Raw genomic sequence first — 23,414 nt, 5'->3', positions numbered from 1 at the left:
CCGTCAATAACGTGTAAAAGTAATCGCAAACTTGCACAACTGAAATATTAGTACATTTGAATACGGTTACATTTTAAACTTTTTGTTTGTAAAGTCAATTAGTGATTGTACATAAAAGCACATACTTTTTTGGAAAAAGCCGCAAAAAAAAGCCGTTCAAGCGCGGAACGGCAGTGATTATAATGAATTTAAATTGTGTGAAAGAAAAATATTAATATATTTTGTGAGGAGTTATTCAAAATATTCAGGGTGATGCTTCAGGGCGGTCTTGATGTCTTCATCAACCATGTGCAAATGCCGACTAATGGCGGTTTCGGCTCGCTGCGTCCGCTTATCCGCTACTGCTTTAACGATGGCCCGGTGGTCGTCACAAATTTGTTGCCAATCGAGATCGGTTTCCTCCAAGCGGAAGTACCGGAAACGATTGAATTGTAGGTTAACCACTTGAAGCCATTGCCAAACGAATTCTTTGTGATCAATTTTGTAGAAAGTTCGGTGAAAGGCTTCGTCTAAGTTGAAGAATTGATCATAATCTCCAGATTTTAAGTAAAGTTCTTGGAGCGCAATAATCTTTTTAAACTCGTCTAAGTCTTTAGAGGTTAGGCGGGTGATTGCTTCGGCAATAACAAGTTTTTCAATGCTCTCGCGAACAAAGCGCGCCTGATAAACTTCGTCAATGCTAATTTTGCTAACGTATGTACCACTTTGTGGGCGCACTAATAGGAGCCCTTCCCGACTTAACCGCAGGAAGGCTTCCCGCATGGGCGTTGCGCCAATTGATAATTCTTTCTGGAGCGCCTTTTTATTGATTCGCTCGCCCGGAATGAATTTCATGCGTAAAATTTTATCCCGAATTTTTATATATGCTTCGTCTTGATAACTCGATACTTCAACCATAATAGATATCCTCGTGCGCTTTCTTTCGTTCGTTAATAATTTAATTGTATATCATTTTGACCAAGTAGTCACAGATTGAAATAAAGGATTGTAATCGGATTCATTCCGTGATACAGTGATTACGCAAACTGATATATTAGTATTTCAAAAAAGAATCCTTGAAGGGAGTATACCACAATGGTGCACTTAACAGATGATTACCGTCGTGATTCAAAGGCTTTTGCAGAAGCGGGGATCGCGGTACCGAAATTTGATCAACAACAAGTAAAGCAGGCGGCTGCGGACGCGCCGGTCTGGGTTCACTTTGGTGGTGGGAACTTATTCCGTTGTTTCCATGCTAAGATTGCCCAAGAATTATTAGACGCTGGCGAACTTAAAGCTGGTGTAGTTGTTGCTGAAACCTACGATGATGGCGTTGTAGAACAAGCTTACGAACCGTTTGACAACCGATTCTTACAAGTTGTCATGGACGAAGCGGGTAATTATGACAAGACTTTGATTGCAAGTGTTGCGGATGCAATTTATTACAATAAAGCCAACGTAGCTGGCTGGGACAAGTTAAAGAAGGTATTTGAACAACCATCCTTACAATTTGTAACGATGTCCATTACTGAAAAGGGCTACGCCTTACGCGACGTTAACGGCAACTTAAACGCTGCGGCCCAAGCGGACATTGCTGGCGACCCAGAAAACGCAGCCACTAACATGGGTGCGATTGCGCGGTTATTGTTAGCCCGGTTTAACGCGGGTAAGTTACCAATCGCGATGGTTTCGACGGATAACTTCTCTGAAAATGGGAAGCGCTTCGAAGAGGGCGTTTTAACCATTGCTAAGGGTTGGTTAGCTAACGGAACGGTTAGTCAAGATTTCGTGGATTACTTACAAAATCCAGAAATGGTTAGCTTCCCATGGAGCATGATTGACCGGATTACGCCTAACCCAGCTGAATCAGTCGCAACGGTCTTAAAGGATAGTGGTTTTGACGATACGGACATTATCCATACTGCTAAGCACACTAACATTGCGCCGTTTGGGAATACGGAAGTTACCCACTACCTCGTAATTGAAGATAGTTTTCCAAATGGCCGGCCAGCGCTAGATAAAGCGGGCGTTATTTTAACGAGCCGCGATATCGTTAACGATGCCGATCAAATGAAGGTGACGGCTTGCTTGAACCCACTCCACACGAGTTTGGCCATCTTTGGTTCATTACTCGGTTACACGAGTATTGCTGAAGAAACGCAAAACCCAGATTTGGTTGCTTTAATTAAGCAGTTGGGCTACAACGAAGACCTCCCAGTTGTAAAGGATCCAAAGATTATTGATCCAAAGGCCTTTATCGACGAGTTGATCAATAAGCGTTTGCCAAATAAGAACATTCCGGATACGCCGCAACGGATTGCGAGTGATACGTCGCAGAAGATGCCAATTCGTTATGGTGTAACGTTGCAACACTACTTAGATAGTGGTAAATCAACGGCCGACTTAAAGGCAATTCCACTGATTATTGCTGGATGGTGCCGGTTCTTGATGGCAGTTCAAGATGATGGACAAGCCTTTGAACCAAGCCGTGATCCATTGTTGAGCGAATTACAACCATACGTTGCTGACGTTAAATTGGGTGACAAGGTTGACGCACACGCTGTTTTGAAGCCAATCTTAACGAACAAGTCCATCTTCCCAGTCGATTTGGACGCCGTTAACTTGACCAAGAAGGTTGAAGATAACTTTACGGCCATGATCGCGGGCCCTGGTGCAGTGGCTAAGACCTTGCATGCCGTTGTTGGCGCTTAGTTAATTGAAAGGAATACGATAATTATGAAGAACATGGGATTTCGCTGGTACGGACCTAAAGATGATCCGATTACCTTGCAAAACATTCGCCAAATTCCTGGTACGACCCAAGTTGTTGGGGCGTTATTCGACGTACCAGTTGGCGATGTTTGGCCAAAAGAAAAAATTGCTGAATTAAAAAAAGAAGTTGAAGACGCGGGCCTGAAGCTGGAAGTCATCGAATCAGTTAACATCCACGATGACATTAAGATTGGGTTACCAACGCGTGATAAGTACATCGAAAACTATAAGCAAACGATTCGGAACTTAGCCGAATACGGGATTAAAGTAATTTGCTACAACTTTATGCCAGTCTTTGATTGGTTACGGACGGACTTACACTACGTTCTTGAAGACGGTTCGAATGATATGGCCTTTGAAGCGGATAAGTTAGCTGATGATCCGCAAGAAATCATTGATTCCACCCGGAACGGTTCTAACGGTTACACCTTACCAGGATGGGAACCAGAACGGTTAGCGACGATTGAACACTTATTCCACGCTTATAAAGACGTTGATGAAGCTAAACTACGTGAAAACATGAAGTACTTCTTAGACGCCATCATTCCAGTGTGTGAGGAATGTGATGTTCGGATGGCAATGCACCCGGACGATCCGCCGCGTCCATTATTTGGCTTACCACGGATCTACAAGAATGCCGAAGACATGCGTAAGATTGAAGCAATGCATGAATCTAAGTACAACGGCTTTACCATTTGTACCGGTTCATTGGGTGAAAACCCGAATAACGACGTTCCCGCAATTATTCGCGAATTCGTTGGTAAGGACCGGGCACCATTTATTCACGCCCGGAACATTAAGTTTATGAATGACAAGGGTGATTTCCACGAATCTGCACACTTGTCATCCGAAGGTTCACTCGATATGTACGAAATCATGAAGGCGTTACACGACACCAACTTTGATGGCTACATTCGTCCAGACCATGGGCGTAACATTTGGGGTGAAGACGGTGTTCCAGGCTACGGATTATATGACCGGGCCTTAGGGATTGCTTACCTCAATGGTTTATGGGAAGCTTTGGAAAAGGACAATCAGTAATTAAATACAACGAGTAAGGACGGTTAGTGGCTAGCCGTCCTTATTTTTTGTCTAAAATGTAAGCGCTTCTATCTAAATAATGAGCAAGACCGCGCGCCCCGATGACACTTAAAATTTGGGGCGCGCGTTTTTGCGTCCTTTTTCCACCGGGACTAGACCAATTAAGGCTTTTCCGGAAACCGGTTGCCTATAAATATGGTACAATTTACATGCAGATGTGATAAAAAATGAAAAAAAGTTTCGTTTTGAAAGGGTTACCTGTAAAAGTGTTACTCTTATCTGTAAGTTAGATATTGCGACGAATGTGAAAATGTTATTAAATAAGCTTGTAAGCGATTGCAATCGAAATATTATTAATAATAATTATCATTACTACAAATGCAGGGAGTGTGTAAATATAATGGCAGATTACAAAAAGCAAGACGTCGAAAGCGAAGTTGATTTACTAATTGACAATGAAATTCACTTGAGTGACCCAACCGGTGAATTCTCCATCAAGGTGGCTGATGGTTCAATTATTGATAACAAGAGCTTTGACTTCTGGGAATGGACATCCGGTGTTGGTTTATACGGGATGATGAAGTACTACAAGCTGACGCGGAAGAAACCGGTTCTCGACCGCATTATTAAGTGGTACGATGATCACTTCGCTGAAGAACCCGTTGAAAAGAACATCAACACGATGGTTCAAATGTTAACGTTGGCTTATCTTTATGAGGAAACCGGTAACCGGAGTTACTTACCGCACTTGGAAGCCTGGGGCGACTGGTTATACTACCGCTTACCACGGACTGAAAAGGGTGGCTTCCAACACGTTACCTTTGGTGATTTGAACCCCGACGAAATGTGGGCTGATACCTTAATGATGAGTGTCTTGACCTTAGCTAAATTAGGGAAGACCTTGAACAAGCCTGAATACGTTGAAGAAGCTAAGAAGCAAGTCTTACTACACATCCAATTCTTACAAGATAAGAAGACGGGTCTTTGGTACCATGGCTGGAGCTTCAAACGTCGCGACAACTTTGCTGGTGCGTTCTGGGGCCGTGGGAATTCTTGGATTACGATTGCCTTCCCAGAATTACTTTGCCTGTTAGATTTACCAAAAGGCGACGCTTTCCGCGAATTCATGATTATGAACTTGAAGTATCAAATCGAAGCCTTAGCGAAGTACCAAGACAAAGAAACTGGTCTCTGGCATACGTTAGTTGACGATCCGAAGACTTACCTTGAAGGTTCTGCAACCGCCGGCTTTACTTACGGGATCTTAAAAGCGATGCACGAACACTACATCGATGATAGTTACCGCGACGTTGCCTTGAAGGGGATCAAAGCCTTATTCGCTAACATCGACGAAACTGGTGCGTTGGCTAAGACTTCTGCCGGAACACCAATGGGTGAAACCAAGGACTTCTACAACGGCATTAAGACTTCCAACATGCCTTATGGGCAATCAATGGCAGCCTTAGCCTTAACGGAATACTTGAAAGAATTCTTCTAAACAATAAATGATACCGGTTGCTGTAACCGATTACAATTGCAATTATCCGATTAAATCCCAGTTACAACGACCGTTTCAAATAAATTAAAGGGGTACCTTAATATGAAAGCAGATACAAATTCTGCGTCAAGCGCTGCGCCAACCGCTGCTGGGGTCCAAATGGTTCAAAAGAACTTCAAACCATTCGGTCTTCGCGACAAGATTGGGTACATGTTTGGCGACTTAGGGAACTGTTTTATTCTTGGTTTAGTTAACAGTTTCTTGACGATTTATTATACGAACGCGTTAGGGATTTCTGGTGCGGTCGTTGGGATCTTGTTCTTAACTGCGCGGATCATCGACGCCTTTGCCGATGTTACCGTTGGTCGGTTAGCCGACGTTGCGAAGTTAACTTCCGCTGGTCGGTTCCGTCCTTGGATTCGTAAGATGAAATACCCGTTCTGTGCGATTACGGTTATTTTGTTCTTACCATTCGTAAACAACTGGAACATGACTGCTAAGGTCGTTTACATCTTCATCACTTACTTAGTATACGGGATCGTTAACTCATGTATTAACATTCCTTACGGTTCAATGGCGAGTGCCATCAGTGATAACCCTGATGACCGGGCTTCACTCTCAACTTTCCGGAGTGTTGGTTCCGCCATTGGTGGTGCTACGACTGGTTTCATGATTCCTTTGTTAGTATACAAAACTTTGGCAAACGGCCAACAAGTTGTTTCAACTAACCGGTTCTTCATGGTTTCCATGTTATGTGCCATCATCGCCTTCATCGCTTACAACATCACTTACCGTTTAACGACGGAACGTGTTCAAGTTGAAAAGACTGAAAAGGTTAGCGCTGGTCAATTAATCAAAGGTTTATTCACCAACCGCGCTTTGATGTCATTAGTTGTTTGTGACTTATTCATCGTTATTAACCAAAACTTATCAGGGACTTTAGCAACTTACTTGTTCACCGATTACTTCCGTAACAAGCAAGCGCTCTCAATCGCCTTACTGTTCACTTACGGGACCGTGGTTGTGTTAGCACCGTTTGCAACGAAGTTGATCAAGACATTTGGTAAGCGTGAAGCTTCCATCGTTTGCTTGGCCTTTGGGACTGCAATGTACTTGTTAATGTACTTCATGCACATTACGAACCCATGGTTATACTTGGTTCTCTTGTTCTTAGCTACTTTAGGTTCAGGGATGTTCAACTTGATGGTTTGGGCCTTCATCACCGACGTTATTGATTACCATCAATACTTAACTGGTTTCCGTGAAGACGGTACCGTTTATGGTGTGAACTCCTTTGCCCGTAAAGTTGCCCAAGCCATTGGTGGGTTCATCGGTGGTTTCATGTTAACTGCAATTGGTTACGTTTCTTCAAGTACCGGTGGTGCAACTCAATCAGCTGCCGTTGTTAACCGGATTTACGGAATCGCCAACCTTCTTCCAGCGGCTTGTTTAGCCATTGGTTGCCTGATCTTAATTTTCTGGTACCCATTGAGCAAGAAGAAGATTGATGCGGTTGATGCTGAATTAGCAGCGCGCCGTGCTAAAGAAGCAAGTTCTGAAAACTAGTTCAGTAAAGATTTAAAGATAAACGGTGCTCGTTGACAGCACCGTTTATTTTTTGAAATGCAGGCAGAATAAATTATGTGGGCGATTACAATTGGATTAATTCCAGCGCTGTGTTGGGGCGTCCTGCCAATTTGGATTCGTAAATTTGCGGGCGGCACGTTTCGGCAACAGTTGATTGGGACCACGGTCGGGATTACGATCGTGGCGGCTGGCCTGACGTGGGGGCTGCACCTCCACTGCCAATGGTCGGCGGCACTACTCTTCTTTGCGTCCGGTTTTTGCTGGAGCTTTGGTCAGGGTGGTCAGTATTATGGTTACGAAAAGTTGGGTGTCAGTACGACGATGCCGCTATCCACGGCGATGCAAATCGTTGGTAATAGTATCATCGGCGGGCTCTTGTTTCACGAGTGGTCCGGGTTGCCCGACATCCTCCTAAGTTTGGTCATGTTGCTCATTATTTTATTCGGGGTTGCATTAACGAATCAGCGACTCCACCTTCAAGCGGGGCAGGCCCGTTACTACCTGATCTTAGCGGTGAGCACGATTGGGTACTGGGGCTATTCCGCCTTACCACATTACGCCCAGGTCGGTTCGAATTTAAATGGCTTCTTACCGCAAGCCCTGGGAATGCTGAGTGCGGCACTATTGATCGGCGCGACGAAAACGCGTGAAGTGTGGCGCCCGGCCACTGGCAAGAACGTGTCCTCGGGGATTATCTTCTCCGCGGCCGCGGCGACCTACCTCGTTTCCCTGTCTTTAAACGGGATGGTCAACGCGTTCATCTTGTCACAGCTAAACGTTATCGTGTCAACTTTGATTGGTGGGTTCGTCTTAAACGAGTTTATCCACGGCCAAGCTAGGCGGTCGGTGTTTGGGTTAGTGATTCTGCTAACCGGCGCGACCGGCTTAGTGATGCTGTAATAATTAATGAGTCGGTTTTAAATTCAGATGAATGGAGTGTTAATTATGGCAAAAGACAAAATGAAGTTAAACGAAGAGAAGTTTGCGTACGCGGTTGTGAGCAACTTTGACCCCCAAGAAGCGGACGATTTGAAGGCTTCGAAGGCCGTCTTAAAGCGCTACTTAACGGCTTACTACATGGCGGAACGGTTCAACAAATTGGAAGACCGTCAATTTGACCAGGGCATGGACTTTAGTCTGTTGGCTTCTGGAATCGATGCCATTACGTTACGGTAATCATTTTTAGGCGCCACGGGGTCCGGGAATTCGTTCCCGGACCTTTTGTTGTCTAAAACGCCCCGCCAACCAAAATGATTGACGGGGCGCGGTTATGCGTATTTTTAAACGAACGATAACAACTTGTTTGTAATGATTGGATCGTAGAAGCGGCGGTACCCGTCGGCATTCGGATGGGTACCAGAGCCGCCGTACGCGTGGTTGCCGCCCTGCGCGTCGACCTGATCGTACGAATAATCGTACTGGTACGACTTGATGAAGGCGTTGAAGCTGCCCGCGTTGAAGAGGTCGATGACGTCGATTGACCACTTGTGGGCAATTTCCATCGCGGCCGCGTACATTTTTTCTTGAATCCGCAGTTCACGGGCTGGCGTCTTGTGGGTCGCCAGTAAAATGAACTGGGCTCCTTCGTACTTAGCGGTCAGCGTCTTGCAGATGGTTTCCAAACCACCGCAGTAGGTTTGGTCGTTCAGTTCAGCGTCAAAACCAGTTGTGATTTCACCAAATTGTGCGGGATCGTCGGCGATTTCGGGGTAGGCGTCGTTCGCCCAGGAATCAAAAATAATGAAGTCCGGGGTGATACTTGGCGCGGCCTTGATTTGCTTTAAAATGTTGTTCGGGTCGCTAGTGCGCGTCGTGGCACCGTTGATTGCAAACTTGCGGTATTGCATATCGTTATCATGGGCGACGTCTTCCACGAAACTAACGTTGGCGAGGTGGCCGTTTACGATGCTGGAACCAAAGGCGTACAATAATTTACCGGATAAAGGATTTGTCATTTTAATTACCTCACTGAATGGCTTGTGCCATGGTCTGTAAATGAGTCAACGATTGTTCGATGTCGGTGCTGGACAGTTCGTCCGCAATGGCGTAGGCACTTGGCTGTTGGGCGTTGATCACCCGTAGCATGGCTTCGATGTCCGCCGAACCTTCGCCAATTGGTGTGATCTCGATGTGGTCCTGCTTGTAAACGAAGTCTTTTAGGTGGAACGCGTAGATCCGGTCGCCGAATTCGGCAATGCCTTGCTTAAGAATTTCAACCGGGTCATCGTTTGCTTCCATGACTAACGAACCGGGATCGAGTACGATTTGAAGGTTCGGTGATGGAATCGCTGCTAAAAGTTGCTTCGTGACCGCTAGCGAATAAATTGGGTGGTTAACACCGGGTTCGATACCGACCAGGCAGCCGACCTTTTCAGCGGCCGTGACTAATTCCTGAATAACCGCAATCGTTTCTTCAATCTTAACCGGAGTGAAGTTGTTGACCGTTTTGTGGAACGTCGGGTCAGCGCTCCCGGTTTCGGTTGCGACTAAGTCGGCGCCAAACGAGTGGGCGACGGTGAGGTACTTCTTGAATTGCGCTAATACTTGGGCGCGTTTCGTTTCGTCGGGGTCGATAATGTTGCAATAACAGCCGAGAACCGCAATCTTGACGCCGTTAGCATCGAACGCCTGCTTAACCCGGTTACCGAGACCGAAGTTGATGTTGGCGCCGTTGTCAGTTAAACCGGCTAGTGAAACGCGGGGCGCAAATTGAACGTAGCGGAACTGGTGGTCCTTCAAGCTCGCCGCGAGTTTTTCTGGATCATCAAAAATATGAATATCATGAGCACGAATTCCGATTTGCATAAAATAATCGCCTTCCTAAAAGTTATTTGATGGTGAAACGAGTTCAAACGTGGTGTCAAAATTCCTGACACCGCTTCCAATTATATTAAACAATGATACAATAGTATTTACAATATAGGATTTCAATCTTGTTTGTATTTGATTTACAGGGGTGTTTAAATTGGATAAACAATTAGATACATTGCTCCGGCAATTGACGAGTATTGAGAAGATACAGCAACAAACCCACGAATTCGTTCAAGATTTACCCGATGACACGATTGACAGTAGTCAGTCCGATTCGATCCTGTTAAATAACCGGCATTTTTTCCGCAACAAAGACATTTACGTTAGTAAGCATAACCGTTACGCGCCGTATCCCCGCCACACCCATGATTTTTTGGAATTGAATTATATGTATTCTGGCAGTTGTGTGGAACACATCGATGGCACCCGCGTGGAACTGCACACTGGCGACGTGGTGTTATTAAATATTGGGAGTTCGCACAGCCTGGAGGCCCTCGGCGACGACGATATTCTGATCAATATTTTATTCCGGAATAAATCAATTCATTTAGATTTGTTAGATAAATTGTATGATTCGGACAGTGTTCTATTTAATTTTTTGATGAACACAACGACCCGCAACCAAACGGAGCCGCTGTTTATCTACTTCCGGAAGCGCGGTAATTCGGACGTGACCCACATAATTGATACAATTTTGTCGGAGTACTATTTTTCTAGAAAGTTCTCCAACCAAATTATTAGTAGCTACTTGCCCATCCTGCTGATTACGTTGGTCCGGGATTATCAAAGCGAAATTATGAATAAGTCGAAGCAACGCCTGAATGATCCGGTGATGCTGACGGTGCTGAAGGATATTGAAACCGATTACGCAACCGTTTCGTTACAATCCGTGGCGAAAAAATTGAACTACAACCGCTACTACCTTAGTAATTTGATTAAGAAGAAGACCGGTAAAACCTTTACCGAGTTGCTTAATCAGCAAAAACTACTCCAAGCGCAACTGCTAATTACGTCGACGAAGTTGCCAATCTCGCAAATTATTCGGCAAGTCGGCTTTTCCAATAAGAATTATTTCTATAATAAGTACCAGCAAAAATACGGCCACTTGCCAACCGCAACCCGGAATCAACGCTAACGAGTCGTTTGGTGAAAACCGTTACCGTCCGTTTAAGTAGAACAACTGCTTAAACGGACGGTTTTTTGCGTTGGAGGGGTGTTACTCGTGAAAAGCGTTCAAGGCGGCTCAAGCGGGGCCGGCCGGGTGATTAGCGGCGCGTTAACCAAGTAGATGGCCCGTTTTTAAGTGGGCTTGCGGTTTTAGACCAATTTTCCAAGTAAGAAAATTATGCCTGTAAATTTGATACTTTATCTCGTATTTTGTGACATTGTCGCCTTGCGTGATAGCGCATACAATTAAACATGTAATCAAGACAACGGCAACGCGGGTAACGCTTCGGCTTATTTTTTTACAACCTTTAGAAAGCGATTACACGTTCGGCTAGCGTTGAGCAAGGTGGAAAGAAAAATGGAAAATGCATACGTTGCGGTTGACATTGGCGCCTCCAGCGGTCGCTTGATGTTAGCTGAAATTAATAATCAACAGCAAATACAACTTAAAGAAATGCACCGCTTTAAAAACGGATTTAAGAAGGCGGACGGTCACGACCGGTGGAACATCGATTATTTGATCCATGAGATCTTAACCGGGCTGGAAAAGATTAAGGCCGCTGGTTATCAGCAGGTCTACCTAGGAATTGATACCTGGGCGGTCGATTACGTCCTAGTTGGTCAGGACGGCAAGAAATTAGCCGACCCAATCAGTTACCGTGATCACCGGACCGACCATGCCATCGCGGATTTAACGAGTGATTTGCCGAAGAGTTACCTCTATAAGAAGACCGGGATTCAATTCCTCGACTTCAATACGCTATACCAATTGTATGAAGAAAACGAAGCTTTGCTGGAACAAACCAAGCAAATCATGATGATTCCGGATTACATTGGCTATGTCTTGACGGGCAAAGCGGTGACCGAAGTGACCAACGCGTCCACGACGCAAATGTTGAACTTGCAAGGGCGGCTCTTCGACGAAGACCTGCTAGCTAAGGTTAACGTGCACGATTCGCAGTTCGCCAAGTTGGTCGAAGCCGGCACGCCGCTCGGTCAAATTAGTGCTAACTGGATGGAAAGTTTCGACTTGCCAGAAACCCAAGTGATTACGGTGGCAACCCACGATACCGCGTCGGCGGTCGTTGGCACGCCGGGCGTCGGTCACGACTGGGCGTTCCTCAGCTCGGGGACCTGGTCCTTACTCGGAACTGAACTGAACACCCCTGAAAATGGGCAGTTGGCCTTTGAAAACAACTACACCAACGAATGGGGCGCCTACGGGACGTACCGCTTCCTCAAGAACATTATGGGGCTGTGGATCGCGCAGTGCGTCAAACGGATTTACGGTGACCAGTACAGCTTCAGCGAATTAGCCAGCTTAGCGGGTCAAGAAAAGCCGTTCCAGCAATTCATCGACATTAACGATGAACGCTTCGTCAATCCGGACAATATGATTGAAGAAATTCAACAGTATTGCCGCGAAACGGGCCAAGCAGTTCCCGAAATGCCGGGCGAAATTATGATGGCGATTTACAGTAACCTCGCGTTGTTCTATGCGAACGAAGTTCAGAAATTAGACGCGATCCTTGATTGTCATCTGAACACCCTGAACATCGTCGGCGGTGGCAGTAACATCGCGCTGCTCAACCAAATGACCAGCACGCTGGCTAACGTCACCGTTGTGGCTGGTCCGAATGAGGCGACCGCGGTTGGAAACGCCCTCGTCCAGATGATCAGCACCGGCGACGTCCAGGATCTCAAAGCGGGGCGGCAAATGATCGCTAATTCGTTTGACCTCAAACGCTTTGAGCCAGAAGCAGATCAATACGCTGGCGTTTTGAAACGGTACCAGGACTTTTTAAACGGTCATAGTAAGGAGTTGGTATAAGTGGTCAGATTAGGTCAAGTGATGTATTTACATCCAGACGCATACGATGAATATCAAAAACGGCACGCTGCTTTGTGGCCGGAAATGAAAAAGGCGCTCAAGGAATATGGCGCCACCAACTATTCAATTTTTTTAAACGAAAAAACCGGGCAAACTTTTGCCTACTTGGAAGTTCCCGACGAAGCGACCTATAACAAGATCGCCGATACCGAAATTTGCAAGAAATGGTGGCAATACATGGAACCACTCATGGATACCAATCCGGATAACAGTCCCGTTACCACCGATTTAAAAGAAGTCTTTCATTTAGATTAACGAGGAGGAACACAACATGGTTAAAACAGACGAAGTTGAAAAAGCTTATCAAGTTGCTAAGCAACGTTACGCAGAATTAGGCGTTGACACGGACAAGGTCTTAGCAGAATTAAAGAAGGTTAAATTATCCGTTCACGCTTGGCAAGGGGACGACATTCACGGTTTCTTAAACCCCGACCAAGAATTAACTGGTGGGATCGGCGTTTCCGGGAACTATCCTGGGATTGCCCGCACCCCTGATGAATTGACGGGTGACTTACACGAAGCCCTCTCGTTAATCCCTGGGAAGCACAAGGTTCAATTACACTCAATCTACGCCGTTACCGACAAGAAGAAGGAATTGAACGAAGTTGGCCCCGAAGACTTCAAGTACTGGGTTGACTGGGCTAAACAAGAAGGGGTTGGTTTGGATATGAACCCAACCTTCTTCTCCCACCCAATGGTTAAGCACAACTTCACCTTAGCAAGTCCTGAAAAAGACGTTCGGGACTACTGGATCGAAGTTGGGAAGCAATCCCGGGCAATCGCCAACTACTTTGGTGAAGAATTAGGCCAACAATCCGTTAACAACTTCTGGATTCCAGATGGCTTCAAGGATAACCCAATCGACAAGCAAAGCCCACGGGAACGCTTAATTGCTTCCTTGGATGAAATCTTTGCTAAGAAGTACGACGAAAAGAACACCATCGAAGCCGTTGAAGGTAAATTGTTCGGGACCGGGATCGAATCCTACACGGTTGGTTCCCACTTATTCTACAACAACTACGCTATCAGCCGCGGCAAGCTCTGGACGATCGATGCCGGTCACTGGCACCCAACCGAAGACGTTTCCGACAAGTTCTCAGCGTTCTTACCATTCGGCAAGGGCTTAATGTTGCACGTTTCCCGGCCAGTTCGTTGGGACAGTGACCACGTTGTGATCTTCGACGACGCCTTGACGCGGATTACCCGTTCACTGGTTCGTGACAATCAATTGAGTCGGACTAACATTGGCCTGGACTTCTTCGACGCCACGATCAACCGGGTTGCCGCTTGGGTCATTGGGGCCCGTGCAACGCAGAAGGCTTTACTTCAAGCCATGCTTGCGCCTATCGATGATTTAAAGAAGGCCGAATTAAACTTCGACTTTACGAAACGCTTAGCCGTTACGGAAGAATTAAAGTCCTTCCCATTCGGCGCGGTTTGGGACGAATTCTGCTTACAAAACGATACGCCAGTTGGCACGGATTGGTTGAACAACATTCATGACTATGAACAAAAGGTTCAATTCCCACGCGAAAAGCACTAATTAATTGGTAATACGGTTTGTTACAACAAAACTACTAAAAGAGGTTGGCAATAATGACAAAATTTATTGATTCACAATACGTACATGATATGGCCCAAACGACCAACAATTTATACCGGCACGGCTGGGACGAACGGAACGGTGGGAACGTCAGCTTACGCTTGACGGCTGAAGAAGTTGGCGCCTTCAGCGACACCGACAAAGTTCTTCGTCAAATTCCAATCGCTTTTGACGCAAGCGAATTAGCTGGCAAGTACTACTTAGTTACCGGGACCGGCCGCTACTTCAAGAACATGGTTGAATTCCCAGAACGCGACATGGGCTTGATCCGGATCAACGATAAGGGGAACGAAGTTGACTTAATGTGGGGCTTTAACGACGGTGGCGAACCAACGAGTGAATTCCCATCCCACTTAATGAGCCATATTTCCCGCTTGAAGCAAGATCCTAACCAACGGGTCATCATGCATTGTCACCCAACGAACCTCGTTGCCATGACCTTTACGGTGCCGCTATCATCCAAGCGCTTTAGCCGGACCCTCTGGAAGATGCACCCAGAATCAATCGTAGTCTTCCCAGAAGGCGTGGGTGTTATTCCTTACATGTGCCCAGGGACTAACGAAATTGGTGAAAAGACGGCTGCTAAGATGAACGACTTCCGCGTTGTTGTTTGGCCACACCACGGGGTCTTCGCCGCTGGCGACTCCCTCGATGAAACTTACGGCTTAGTTGAAACCGTTGAAAAGTCCGCGTTGATCTACACGACCATTCGGGCCCAAGGCGGCGAAATCTTACAATCCTTAACGGACAAAGACTTCCGTGACTTAATCAAGCGCTTCGACTTAACGGCTAACGAAGCCTTCTTAACTCCGGATGCTCAAACTGAAACGGTTGAATAGTCCTCTCAGCTTTCACCGTTAGTAATTCTGCGTTATATTTTCTCATTCTTAGGCAAAATACGAGCCTTAAACGGGTGGCGACCCGTTTAGGACTCGTATTTTTTTACAGATGGGCTAGCTTAGTATTAACTAGCACAACACGTTATTCATCTGAATGATGCTAATAAAAAGACTGCTAACAAGCCCATCTTTTGGACTTATTAACAGTCTTTACCAGGTTTTTTGTTCTCATTAAACACTAGCTTAAGTTAGTTAGGCAATCACCCGCAACAAGTCCGCCGGCGTCTTGGGTGTAAAGGTTGCCTGCGAGAAATCAGTCGTCGGTAAAGCGCCCCAAGTCGCACTCGCAAAGGCCATGTTGGCGTCTAAAGCGGCCTGCATATCATAGATTGCGTCACCCACGTACATCGTTTCCGCTTTATTTAAGTGGTGGGCGTTGACCGCGTATTCGAGCGGCGCACCACTCGGTTTGTGTTCGGTCGTCTTGTCCGCCGTCACGATAATGTCAGCACTCGTGATTTCGGGGAACGCGCCTAAGTCACTTTCAATTTCAACGGCCGTCCGGGAGGTCACAATGCCGACCTCAACGCCGCGCTGGGGAAGTTGGGCTAGGAGGTCGCGGATGCCGTTAAAGTAGCGTAATTCGTCCTTGTGGGCCGCGATCGCGGTCGTGAAGTCGGCCGTAATTTCGTCCACGTGACTTAAGTTCAGTTGCTGTAAAATTTTATCGGTGGGGATGCCGACCAGTTGGCGCACCGTGGCGGCTGGGACATCAAAGCCGTAGTTCGCCGTGATTTGGTGTAAGACATTGGATGCGATGGTCGCGGAGTCGATCAAAGTGTTGTCGACGTCGAAAAGTATGGTTTTGTATGACATTGGGTGGATCCTCTCTACATAGATTTCTTCTATTTTAGCACGGATGGTCAGTTTATTTGAACGATAGTTTCGACGTTATTTTTAAATGAAAAAACCAAAATTTTTCAAAATCCTTTAGAACTTAAAATTGAGGCTGGGATTTGTAAAAAGACCCGCTAGTTGGTTATACTAAAATGTAAGGGCTGTCATTTGGTTCAACTAATCAGCCAGAAAGGGTGTTGTTTGCATGGCAGAATTTCCAGAAGGGTTTTTATGGGGCGGCGCGACCGCCGCGAACCAAATTGAAGGTGGCTACCAAGAAGACGGGCGCGGGCTCTCAATCGCCGACGCACTTCCTGGTGGGAAGCAGCGCTTCGCCATCGTGAACCAACCGGATTTTGATTGGACGATCGATGAAGACAAGTACACCTACCCGAACCACCAGGGGATTGATTTTTACCACCATTATAAAGAAGATATCGCGTTGTTCGCGGAAATGGGCTTTAAGTGTTATCGGTTCTCGATTGCCTGGTCCCGAATTTTTCCAAATGGCGATGAAACGCAACCGAACGAAGCCGGCTTGAAATTTTATGACCGCGTCATTGATGAATGTTTAGCCCATGATATTCAGCCAATCGTAACGATTTCGCATTACGAATTACCGTTAAACTTGGCGCAACGCTACGGTGGCTGGAAGAATAGCTACCTCGTTGAGTTTTACACCAACTTTGCCCGCACGGTTTTAACCCGTTATGCCGACAAGGTTAAGTATTGGATGACCTTCAATGAAATCAACAGTGCCGCGCAATTTCCAGTGATGGGCCAGGGGATGGTACCAGCGACCGGCGCCAACGACAAAAAGAACGTGTTCCAAGCTTGGCACAACCAGTTTGTTGCCAGTGCGAAGGCCGTTAAGATTGCCCACGATTTAAAGAAGGACTTGAAAGTTGGTTGCATGATCATCTACGCAACTAGTTACAGCTACGACGCGAACCCGGTTAACCAGTTGGCGAACCTCCAACATAACCAGGACTTCAACTTCTTCTGCGCCGACGTGCAAGTCCGTGGCGAATATCCGGCCTACACGAAGCGGTTGTTAGCGGAATACGGCCTGACGTTTGCCGATTTAAAGACGACCGATGGCGAGCTGGCGTTAATCAAGCAGAACCCGGTTGATTACGTTGGTTTTAGCTACTACATGTCAACCGCTGTTGAAACCACCGGCGCCACGACGGACCAGGTCGCGGGTAACTTGATGGGTGGGGTTAAGAACCCATTTTTAAAGGCCAGTGAGTGGGGTTGGCAGATTGACCCAACCGGCCTGCGAATCGCCTTAAACGAGCTGTACGACCGCTACCAGAAGCCGCTATTCGTCGTTGAAAACGGCCTCGGCGCAATTGATCAGCCCGACAAGAATCACTACGTCACCGACGATTACCGCATCGACTACTTGAAGGCCCACATCCAGGCAATGGCCGGCGCCATCGCGGACGGCGTTGACCTGATGGGGTACACGCCGTGGGGCTGCATCGACCTTGTCAGCGCCTCGACCGGTGAAATGAGTAAGCGCTACGGCTTCATTTACGTTGACTTGGACGACGCGGGCAACGGTACGCTGGCGCGCTACCCGAAGAAGTCGTTCTATTGGTACCAAGACGTGATTAAGAACAACGGCTTAGAAAAACCGAACAAGGATTCAGAACAAGCATAAGTGGACGAACGAAGGGAAGGTTGCCCAGTGGCACCTTCCCTTCTTTACGCCCAAACGCGAGCGTTCAGCTCGCAAAACAATCTGAGTGAGAGGGATGGAACGGATGTCGGTTCATCATAATAATTTTTATTCGAACGTGTTGCGGCAGCCCACGCAGGTCGAGGTGATTTTGCCGGAACCGCGGGGACTGGATGGTCAAATTCCGGCGCGCTACGTCCGGGGACCACAACCGTTACCGACGGTGTGGTTGTTGCACGGTTTAGGCGGCGACGCTTTGAGTTGGCTGCGGCGTTCGACGATCGAGTCGCTAGCGGACCAGTACCGGGTTGCGGTGGTGATGCCGCAGACGGGACGGGGCTTTTACACCGACATGGTCCACGGTTTGGATTACTGGACCTACTTAACGACCGAGTTGCCACAGCGGATGCGCTATGTGTTTCCGCTGAGTGCTGACCCGCAGGAAAACTACGTTATGGGGCAGTCGATGGGCGGTTACGGCGCGTTGCGCTGGGCGCTGACGATGCCGGAGCAATTTGCGGCGGTGGCGGCGTTGTCGCCGGTGACGGATTTAGCTCGTTTTCGACAGGAACAGGTGAAGTTGATACCGGATTTTGATTTGAATTTTAACCCGCAGCATTTAACGGCTACGGCGGCGGACGTGCGGTGGTTGTTGAAGCAGGTGCCGGCGACGAGTGCGTTGCGGGTGTTGGTGGCAACTGGAACGCGTGACTTTTTGGGTCCGATGATCAGGGAGTGGCGGCCGGAGCTGGAAAGTCAGTTGGGGGCTCGCTTTACGTATCAGGAGCAGTCGGGCTGGCATGATTGGCGGTTGTGGAATGAGCAGTTGCCGAGTGCGATGCATTGGTTGGTGAGAGGGAGATGGGCAAGAGTGTGAAAAATAGAGTGTGAGGGCCAGCGGGTTGATGTCGAGCGCTACCTAGCTAAGACCATGATGCCGGTTTTTGGCATTGTGGTCTTAGCGTAGTAGGCACAGGCATCAGCTGGCCCGAACACGTTTCGACTATAAGGCAGGAAAGCACCATGATGCCCGGGTTTGGCATCGTGTTCTTAGCGTAGCAAGCGCAGGGGGCAGCTTGGTCTCACACGTTTCGGCTATAAAGCAAAGGAGCACCATGATGCCGGTTTTGGGCATTGTGGTCTTAGCGTAGTAGGCACAGGCGTCAGCTGGCCCGAACACGCTCCATCAATAAAAACAAAAGTCAAAACGGCCGCCCACGAGCATTCTCAGGGAGCGGCCGTTCATATTATTTAAATTAACGCGTTGCAAAACGCCGGTTCCGAATCATCAACACGATAACGATCACCAGACTAAGGAGGGTCACGCCGGTATCGATTTGGAAAACCCGCAACACGCTAGCGGCGGTGTCGTCGATAATGAAACTGGAAACTAGCGGCCCGACGAAGAAGGTCAGCGCGGTGGCAAAGCTGTAGTAGCCGGTGACCTTGCCCTTTTCAGCTGGGAAGTACTGGCTGAGTAGGGTCAAGCCCAATTGCCAAATGCCGCCAGCGGCAAAGAACCCAATCGCAATCGCCGTAATCCGGGCACCTTCAGCGCTTGGCAGGACGACCATTTGGAGTAGGGCTAAGAATGAAATTAGCGTATAAACGAAAATCAATTTGATTGGTTTAACTTTTGTGACGAGTGACGACGTAATGAAGACGGAGACCAGTGATGCCATTGCGTACCACGAAATCAGAGACTTCGCGCTATTGGCACCTAACTTTAAAACGGTAGCGCCAAAGTTCGGGGCATACTGCGAGAAAATGTAGAACGTAAACGATAACGTAAAGCCGACGATGATTAGCAGGCTGCCGTCAATGAGCATGGAGGGTTGCGGTCCGGTCGTTTTTTCAACCGTTGCGGCGGCAGTTGGCTTCGTTGGCGCCGTTTTCGGTTGCCCCTGGGTTGCAAACTTAGCGAAGAAAATTAACGCGATGTCGAGAACCATGATAACGACCATCGCCATGAGTGTGACCCGTGAATTGGGTTGCGCGGCCACGATGAACGGCAGGACGAACTGGGCGAGTGACATGGCCGCCTTGACCAGCGAATTCATGCTGGCGGCGTGGGTTTCGAAGGCGTCGGTCAGGGCCGGATAGCTGGCGGTATCACCAAATGAGTTGGTCGCCCCCATGAAGAGTGCGGCAATGCAGGCGCTAATTAGGTTCGGACTAAAGAAGAGCCCCAATAGAAATAGGATTTGGGCGCCCATCCCAATCAGCATGGTCGTTTTACGGCCGAGGCGGTCGGAGAGGTAACCAGCTAATAAAATCGTTAGTAAGCGGCCAATCCCAATCATCGCGATAACGGTCGAGATTCCCTTGACGTTGGTGTGCCAGAGGGCCTGAAACTGGGTACCGTACTGCGATACGATGATGGTTGCCATGCCGAGAATCGCATAGTTGATGTAAATCCCGGCAGCCAGGGGAACGTAGCGCTTGCTTGTCAGGGTGAGGGGTTGTTTTTGCTTGATCTCCATTTGGAACACCGCCTATTCTTTAATTTCACAATCTTGGTTAATTAACCGCTTACATCAAGTGGCTTAAATAATGATTAATCAGGTTTGTCTATTGATATTGCCGATTTCATAAAATAAAATGAATGATTGAATTTATTTTCACAAACTTTGATTCACTTCAAATTTTAACACCCTGACCGGCGCTGTCTAATAGCGTCTTTACATATTATTGATAACCTGAAGCTATGAATTAAATGTTGTTAACGGAAAGCTGTTCGCTTTGTCCACGGACAAAATTGGTAAATTGAGCGATGGCGGGGTTCAGGGCACCTTGTTTCAAGGTTGCCATGTAGAGAATTCGCTGCCAGTTTGGAAACGAGAGGGGAATGATTTTGACCGGCATTCCTTGCAAAATTGACATGTTCGGCACGACCGCAATCCCGAAACCGTTGGCAACTAAACCGGCGATGGCCTGGTCCTCTTCAACGTTATAGGCGCTAATGGGCTGGCCGCCGCAATCGTTAAACAGGCGTTTGAGGATGTGGTATAAGCCGCTCCGTTCAGAGAAGGTGACTTGGGGATAGGGCAGGGTTTCAGCGAGCGAGATGCTGGAACGGTTGGCGAGCGGATGGTTGGTGGGAGTGATGCAAACCATCGTTTGTTCAGCGACCGGGAAGAAGTCGAGGTCGGCGTAGTTTTCTAACCGTGAACAGAAGGCAACGTCGTAAAGGTGGTTACGGAGCCCGTCTAAGATGTCGGGGGAGAGGCCGGTATCCGTATTGAACTGAAACTGAACGGCGGAGCTTGGTCCGGTTTGAAGGTAGCGTTGAACCATGTCGGGCAACCACTTAATTGTTAGAGTGCGGAGGGCGGCTAATCGGATCAGCGTTTTTTTCTGGTTGAAACTTTGAACGTTGGTAATACTTTTATCTAATAGTAATAACGAGGATTCCACGTCGTTGGCGAAGACCCGACCGGCGGCAGTTAAGCTGACCCGGCGGCCCTGTTTTTTGAACAGGTCGACGTTCAGTTCAGCTTCTAATGAATGGATGGCCTTCGTTAAACTTGGTTGTGTAATGTGTAACAACTTGGCGGTTTGAGTATAATTTTCCGTATGTGATAGGGCCACAAAATAACGTAAATGATCGAGATTCATAATTAAATTATCCTCCTTGGCGGTTGATCAGCACCCGTTGAAAATTGCGCGCGGCACCGGTTTCATTACTAATATAGCAGAATTCATAACTTTTAGCTATGAATATTGTCAACTAAAAGCAATTGGAACTTTCAGCTGAAAGCGGTTAGATTGAACTTATTAAATAAATTATGTGAATCACAAAGCATGCGTGTTTCAGTATCCACAAAACTTACGGAGGAATTAATCATGACACAATCACATCCAATTACTGTTAGTTCCTGGACTTTAGGCGACAAGTGCACGTTCGAAGATCGGTGCAAAGCGGCTAGTGAAGCTGGTTACGACGGCATCGGTTTACGGGCTGAAACTTACGTTGATGCATTGAACGAAGGCTTAACCGATGACGACATCCTCGCCATCTTAAAGAAGTACAACATTCGGTGTACCGAAGTTGAATATATTGTTCAGTGGTGCGAACCTGAACGCTCATATGAACAAAAATACAAGGAACAAACTTGTTTCCACATGTGCGAACTCTTCGGTGTTAAGCACATCAACACCGGCTTAATGGAAGACTATTCCATTGAATACACTGCCAAGAAGTTACAAGAATTAGCTTCACGAGCCGGCGATTTGATCATCGCCCTCGAACCAATGCCATACAGTGGTCTACCAAACTTGGATAAGACTTGGAAGATCATGCAACAAGCCAACTGCGATAACGTCTACATGTTATTAGATATGTGGCACTGGGTTCGCGCGGGTCAACCATACGACTTATTAACGAAGGAACAAGCCAAGCGCGTTATTTCAATCCAAATTGATGACGCTTACACCCGGCCATATGCTAAGTCGATCTTACGTGACGAATCCATGCACGACCGCTTAGCACCAGGTGCTGGTGACTTAGACACGGCCGGCTTCGTTAAGATGATTAAGGACGCGGGCGTTGATCCAAAGGTCATCGGGGTCGAAGTTATTTCCGATCAGTACATGGCTAAGGGCATCGATTACGTTGCGGATTACACTTACAAGCAAACGGTTTCAGTCTTAAAAGAGGCCTGGCCAGAAATTTTAACTGACAAGGTAAACGCTTAGTTTGATTTGATTAGGAGGAGCGATAAACATGGCTAACGATTGGTTAGGATTAAAAGGAAAAGTTGTTGCAATTACGGGTGCCGTTGGTGGTATGGGTACCAAGTTCAGTGAAGAATTTGCTAAACAAGGCGCAAACGTGGTTTTGATCGATTTGATCAAGGACAAGACCGAAGCTTATGCCAAGCAACTAAGTAGCGAATATGGCGTTGAAACGCTGGCTGTTCAATGCAACACGACTGATGAAGCGGAAGTTGATGCGGCTGTGAAAGCCGTCACCGACAAGTTTGGTAAGATCGATGTTTTAGTTAACACCGCCGCCATCTTACGGTTCTCACCATTAGAAGACTTACGCCTAGACGAATGGAAGACCGCCTTGAACGTTAACTTGACCGGTTACTTCTTGATGTCACAACGCTTCGGCCGCGTGATGATTCAACAAAAGCACGGGACGATGGTTCACATTTCAACGGTTGCTTCCCGTTATCCAGAAACCTACAGTGGGGCTTACAGTACCACTAAAGCCGCGGTCAACATGATGTCCAAGCAAATGGCTGCTGAATGGGGTCAATTCGGGGTTCGGAGTAACTGCGTCTTACCTTGCTTAGTTAAGACGCCGCTCTCTGAAAACTTCTACAGTGATCCAAACGTTGAAAACGGCCGTAAGCGCCTGGTTGCCAGCCGGCGTATCGGGACCTTGGACGACATTGCCAACACGGTCTTGTTCATGGCCAGTGACCGCTCCGACTACACCAATGGTGGCGAAGTCACCGTTGATGGTGGGATTAACATGATGATTTCCGACATGATTCCTAAGCCAGGTGGCCGGCGTCAATACGCGATTGATCATCATCAACCCGCAAAGAAATAACAATTAATTAAATCATTAAGCGTGCCTACGTGACTCACCGTGGACGCTAGGTCGGCGGACGACCGGGGGAAAAGTC

General features: G+C 47.3%; 21 protein-coding genes. 15 read left to right on the top strand and 6 right to left on the bottom strand.

The genetic code is table 11. The features are described from left to right. Positions 1-231 precede the first annotated feature (231 nt). On the bottom strand, positions 232-897 hold the full coding sequence (locus tag FFM79_RS05705) for a GntR family transcriptional regulator (RefSeq protein WP_137642513.1): 666 nt from the start codon (positions 895-897) through the stop codon (positions 232-234). 177 nt (positions 898-1,074) lie between these two features. Between FFM79_RS05705 and FFM79_RS05700 the strand changes: the two genes are divergently transcribed. The 6 genes from FFM79_RS05700 (at position 1,075) to FFM79_RS05675 (ending at position 8,053) form a co-directional block, all read left to right on the top strand. Continuing rightward, positions 1,075-2,691, top strand: a complete 1,617-nt coding sequence (locus FFM79_RS05700; protein ID WP_137642512.1) for a mannitol dehydrogenase family protein — start codon at positions 1,075-1,077, stop codon at positions 2,689-2,691. A gap of 24 nt (positions 2,692-2,715) precedes the next feature. Then, positions 2,716-3,792: a mannonate dehydratase gene (gene uxuA / locus FFM79_RS05695; RefSeq protein ID WP_137642511.1), complete on the top strand. Its 1,077-nt coding sequence runs from the start codon at positions 2,716-2,718 to the stop codon at positions 3,790-3,792. Between the two features lie 400 nt (positions 3,793-4,192). Further along, a complete protein-coding gene (locus FFM79_RS05690; protein WP_137642510.1) occupies positions 4,193-5,290 on the top strand; it encodes a glycoside hydrolase family 88/105 protein in 1,098 nt (365 codons plus the stop codon). 159 nt (positions 5,291-5,449) lie between these two features. Continuing rightward, entirely contained in the window at positions 5,450-6,856 is a 1,407-nt protein-coding gene (locus tag FFM79_RS05685; RefSeq protein WP_174795728.1) for an MFS transporter, read from the top strand. Positions 6,857-6,931: 75 nt separating this feature from the next. Next, complete coding sequence (locus FFM79_RS05680) at positions 6,932-7,777, top strand: GRP family sugar transporter (protein ID WP_137642508.1); 846 nt, start codon at positions 6,932-6,934, stop codon at positions 7,775-7,777. 45 nt (positions 7,778-7,822) lie between these two features. Further along, positions 7,823-8,053, top strand: a complete 231-nt coding sequence (locus tag FFM79_RS05675) for a hypothetical protein (RefSeq protein WP_137642507.1) — start codon at positions 7,823-7,825, stop codon at positions 8,051-8,053. Between the two features lie 104 nt (positions 8,054-8,157). Here the strand turns inward: FFM79_RS05675 and FFM79_RS05670 are convergent, their stop codons facing one another. Together FFM79_RS05670 and FFM79_RS05665 are read right to left on the bottom strand one after the other, a co-directional pair. Next, on the bottom strand, positions 8,158-8,832 hold the full coding sequence (locus FFM79_RS05670; RefSeq protein WP_225424389.1) for an SGNH/GDSL hydrolase family protein: 675 nt from the start codon (positions 8,830-8,832) through the stop codon (positions 8,158-8,160). A gap of 10 nt (positions 8,833-8,842) precedes the next feature. Further along, positions 8,843-9,682 carry a sugar phosphate isomerase/epimerase family protein gene (locus FFM79_RS05665; protein WP_137642505.1) on the bottom strand — a complete coding sequence of 280 codons (840 nt, stop codon included), beginning with the start codon at positions 9,680-9,682 and terminating at the stop codon, positions 8,843-8,845. Between the two features lie 160 nt (positions 9,683-9,842). Between FFM79_RS05665 and FFM79_RS05660 the strand changes: the two genes are divergently transcribed. The 5 genes from FFM79_RS05660 (at position 9,843) to rhaD (ending at position 15,188) form a co-directional block, all read left to right on the top strand. Continuing rightward, complete coding sequence (locus tag FFM79_RS05660) at positions 9,843-10,823, top strand: AraC family transcriptional regulator (RefSeq protein WP_137642504.1); 981 nt, start codon at positions 9,843-9,845, stop codon at positions 10,821-10,823. A 390-nt stretch (positions 10,824-11,213) separates the two neighbouring features. After that, positions 11,214-12,686 (top strand): rhamnulokinase, encoded by a 1,473-nt coding sequence (gene rhaB, locus FFM79_RS05655; protein ID WP_137642503.1) that lies wholly within the window; start codon positions 11,214-11,216, stop codon positions 12,684-12,686. Beyond that, positions 12,687-13,001 (top strand): L-rhamnose mutarotase, encoded by a 315-nt coding sequence (gene rhaM, locus FFM79_RS05650; RefSeq protein WP_137642502.1) that lies wholly within the window; start codon positions 12,687-12,689, stop codon positions 12,999-13,001. Positions 13,002-13,017: 16 nt separating this feature from the next. Next, on the top strand, positions 13,018-14,289 hold the full coding sequence (locus FFM79_RS05645) for an L-rhamnose isomerase (protein ID WP_137642501.1): 1,272 nt from the start codon (positions 13,018-13,020) through the stop codon (positions 14,287-14,289). Between the two features lie 53 nt (positions 14,290-14,342). Then, positions 14,343-15,188, top strand: a complete 846-nt coding sequence (rhaD, locus tag FFM79_RS05640; protein ID WP_137642500.1) for a rhamnulose-1-phosphate aldolase — start codon at positions 14,343-14,345, stop codon at positions 15,186-15,188. Positions 15,189-15,440: 252 nt separating this feature from the next. Here rhaD and FFM79_RS05635 read toward each other — a convergent pair whose 3' ends face one another. Next, a complete protein-coding gene (locus FFM79_RS05635; protein WP_137642499.1) occupies positions 15,441-16,064 on the bottom strand; it encodes an HAD family hydrolase in 624 nt (207 codons plus the stop codon). Positions 16,065-16,290: 226 nt separating this feature from the next. Here FFM79_RS05635 and FFM79_RS05630 point away from each other — a divergent pair, with 226 nt between their 5' ends. Both FFM79_RS05630 and FFM79_RS05625 read left to right on the top strand, forming a co-directional pair. Next, positions 16,291-17,754, top strand: coding sequence for a glycoside hydrolase family 1 protein (locus tag FFM79_RS05630; RefSeq protein ID WP_137642498.1), 1,464 nt, complete (start codon positions 16,291-16,293; stop codon positions 17,752-17,754). Positions 17,755-17,848: 94 nt separating this feature from the next. Further along, positions 17,849-18,649 carry an alpha/beta hydrolase gene (locus FFM79_RS05625; RefSeq protein ID WP_225424388.1) on the top strand — a complete coding sequence of 267 codons (801 nt, stop codon included), beginning with the start codon at positions 17,849-17,851 and terminating at the stop codon, positions 18,647-18,649. 379 nt (positions 18,650-19,028) lie between these two features. On the opposite strand, the gene FFM79_RS05620 is transcribed toward FFM79_RS05625, so the two are convergent. Both FFM79_RS05620 and FFM79_RS05615 read right to left on the bottom strand, forming a co-directional pair. Next, a complete protein-coding gene (locus FFM79_RS05620; protein ID WP_170177391.1) occupies positions 19,029-20,255 on the bottom strand; it encodes an MFS transporter in 1,227 nt (408 codons plus the stop codon). Positions 20,256-20,484: 229 nt separating this feature from the next. After that, on the bottom strand, positions 20,485-21,390 hold the full coding sequence (locus FFM79_RS05615; protein ID WP_137642497.1) for a LysR family transcriptional regulator: 906 nt from the start codon (positions 21,388-21,390) through the stop codon (positions 20,485-20,487). Between the two features lie 228 nt (positions 21,391-21,618). Here FFM79_RS05615 and FFM79_RS05610 point away from each other — a divergent pair, with 228 nt between their 5' ends. Further along, positions 21,619-22,470 (top strand): sugar phosphate isomerase/epimerase family protein, encoded by an 852-nt coding sequence (locus tag FFM79_RS05610; RefSeq protein WP_137642496.1) that lies wholly within the window; start codon positions 21,619-21,621, stop codon positions 22,468-22,470. Positions 22,471-22,498: 28 nt separating this feature from the next. Then, a complete protein-coding gene (locus tag FFM79_RS05605) occupies positions 22,499-23,338 on the top strand; it encodes an SDR family NAD(P)-dependent oxidoreductase (RefSeq protein ID WP_137642495.1) in 840 nt (279 codons plus the stop codon). Positions 23,339-23,414: the final 76 nt, after the last annotated feature.

This window comes from Lactiplantibacillus modestisalitolerans, assembly GCF_005405425.1.
GTDB classification, from domain to species: Bacteria; Bacillota; Bacilli; order Lactobacillales; family Lactobacillaceae; genus Lactiplantibacillus; species Lactiplantibacillus modestisalitolerans.
Note: the sequence above shows the minus strand (reverse complement) of the source record. Positions and strands in the feature narration are given on the sequence as shown.

Excerpts from the sequence above, each read along its gene's own strand:
- FFM79_RS05705 (WP_137642513.1), bottom strand. The coding sequence starts at position 897 with ATGGTTGAAGTATCGAGTTATCAAGACGAAGCATATATAAAAATTCGG.
- FFM79_RS05700 (WP_137642512.1), top strand. The coding sequence starts at position 1,075 with ATGGTGCACTTAACAGATGATTACCGTCGTGATTCAAAGGCTTTTGCA.
- uxuA (WP_137642511.1), top strand. The coding sequence starts at position 2,716 with ATGAAGAACATGGGATTTCGCTGGTACGGACCTAAAGATGATCCGATT.
- FFM79_RS05690 (WP_137642510.1), top strand. The coding sequence starts at position 4,193 with ATGGCAGATTACAAAAAGCAAGACGTCGAAAGCGAAGTTGATTTACTA.
- FFM79_RS05685 (WP_174795728.1), top strand. The coding sequence starts at position 5,450 with ATGGTTCAAAAGAACTTCAAACCATTCGGTCTTCGCGACAAGATTGGG.
- FFM79_RS05680 (WP_137642508.1), top strand. The coding sequence starts at position 6,932 with ATGTGGGCGATTACAATTGGATTAATTCCAGCGCTGTGTTGGGGCGTC.
- FFM79_RS05675 (WP_137642507.1), top strand. The coding sequence starts at position 7,823 with ATGGCAAAAGACAAAATGAAGTTAAACGAAGAGAAGTTTGCGTACGCG.
- FFM79_RS05670 (WP_225424389.1), bottom strand. The coding sequence starts at position 8,832 with ATGACAAATCCTTTATCCGGTAAATTATTGTACGCCTTTGGTTCCAGC.
- FFM79_RS05665 (WP_137642505.1), bottom strand. The coding sequence starts at position 9,682 with ATGCAAATCGGAATTCGTGCTCATGATATTCATATTTTTGATGATCCA.
- rhaB (WP_137642503.1), top strand. The coding sequence starts at position 11,214 with ATGGAAAATGCATACGTTGCGGTTGACATTGGCGCCTCCAGCGGTCGC.
- FFM79_RS05645 (WP_137642501.1), top strand. The coding sequence starts at position 13,018 with ATGGTTAAAACAGACGAAGTTGAAAAAGCTTATCAAGTTGCTAAGCAA.
- rhaD (WP_137642500.1), top strand. The coding sequence starts at position 14,343 with ATGACAAAATTTATTGATTCACAATACGTACATGATATGGCCCAAACG.
- FFM79_RS05635 (WP_137642499.1), bottom strand. The coding sequence starts at position 16,064 with ATGTCATACAAAACCATACTTTTCGACGTCGACAACACTTTGATCGAC.
- FFM79_RS05630 (WP_137642498.1), top strand. The coding sequence starts at position 16,291 with ATGGCAGAATTTCCAGAAGGGTTTTTATGGGGCGGCGCGACCGCCGCG.
- FFM79_RS05625 (WP_225424388.1), top strand. The coding sequence starts at position 17,849 with ATGGAACGGATGTCGGTTCATCATAATAATTTTTATTCGAACGTGTTG.
- FFM79_RS05620 (WP_170177391.1), bottom strand. The coding sequence starts at position 20,255 with ATGGAGATCAAGCAAAAACAACCCCTCACCCTGACAAGCAAGCGCTAC.
- FFM79_RS05615 (WP_137642497.1), bottom strand. The coding sequence starts at position 21,390 with ATGAATCTCGATCATTTACGTTATTTTGTGGCCCTATCACATACGGAA.
- FFM79_RS05610 (WP_137642496.1), top strand. The coding sequence starts at position 21,619 with ATGACACAATCACATCCAATTACTGTTAGTTCCTGGACTTTAGGCGAC.
- FFM79_RS05605 (WP_137642495.1), top strand. The coding sequence starts at position 22,499 with ATGGCTAACGATTGGTTAGGATTAAAAGGAAAAGTTGTTGCAATTACG.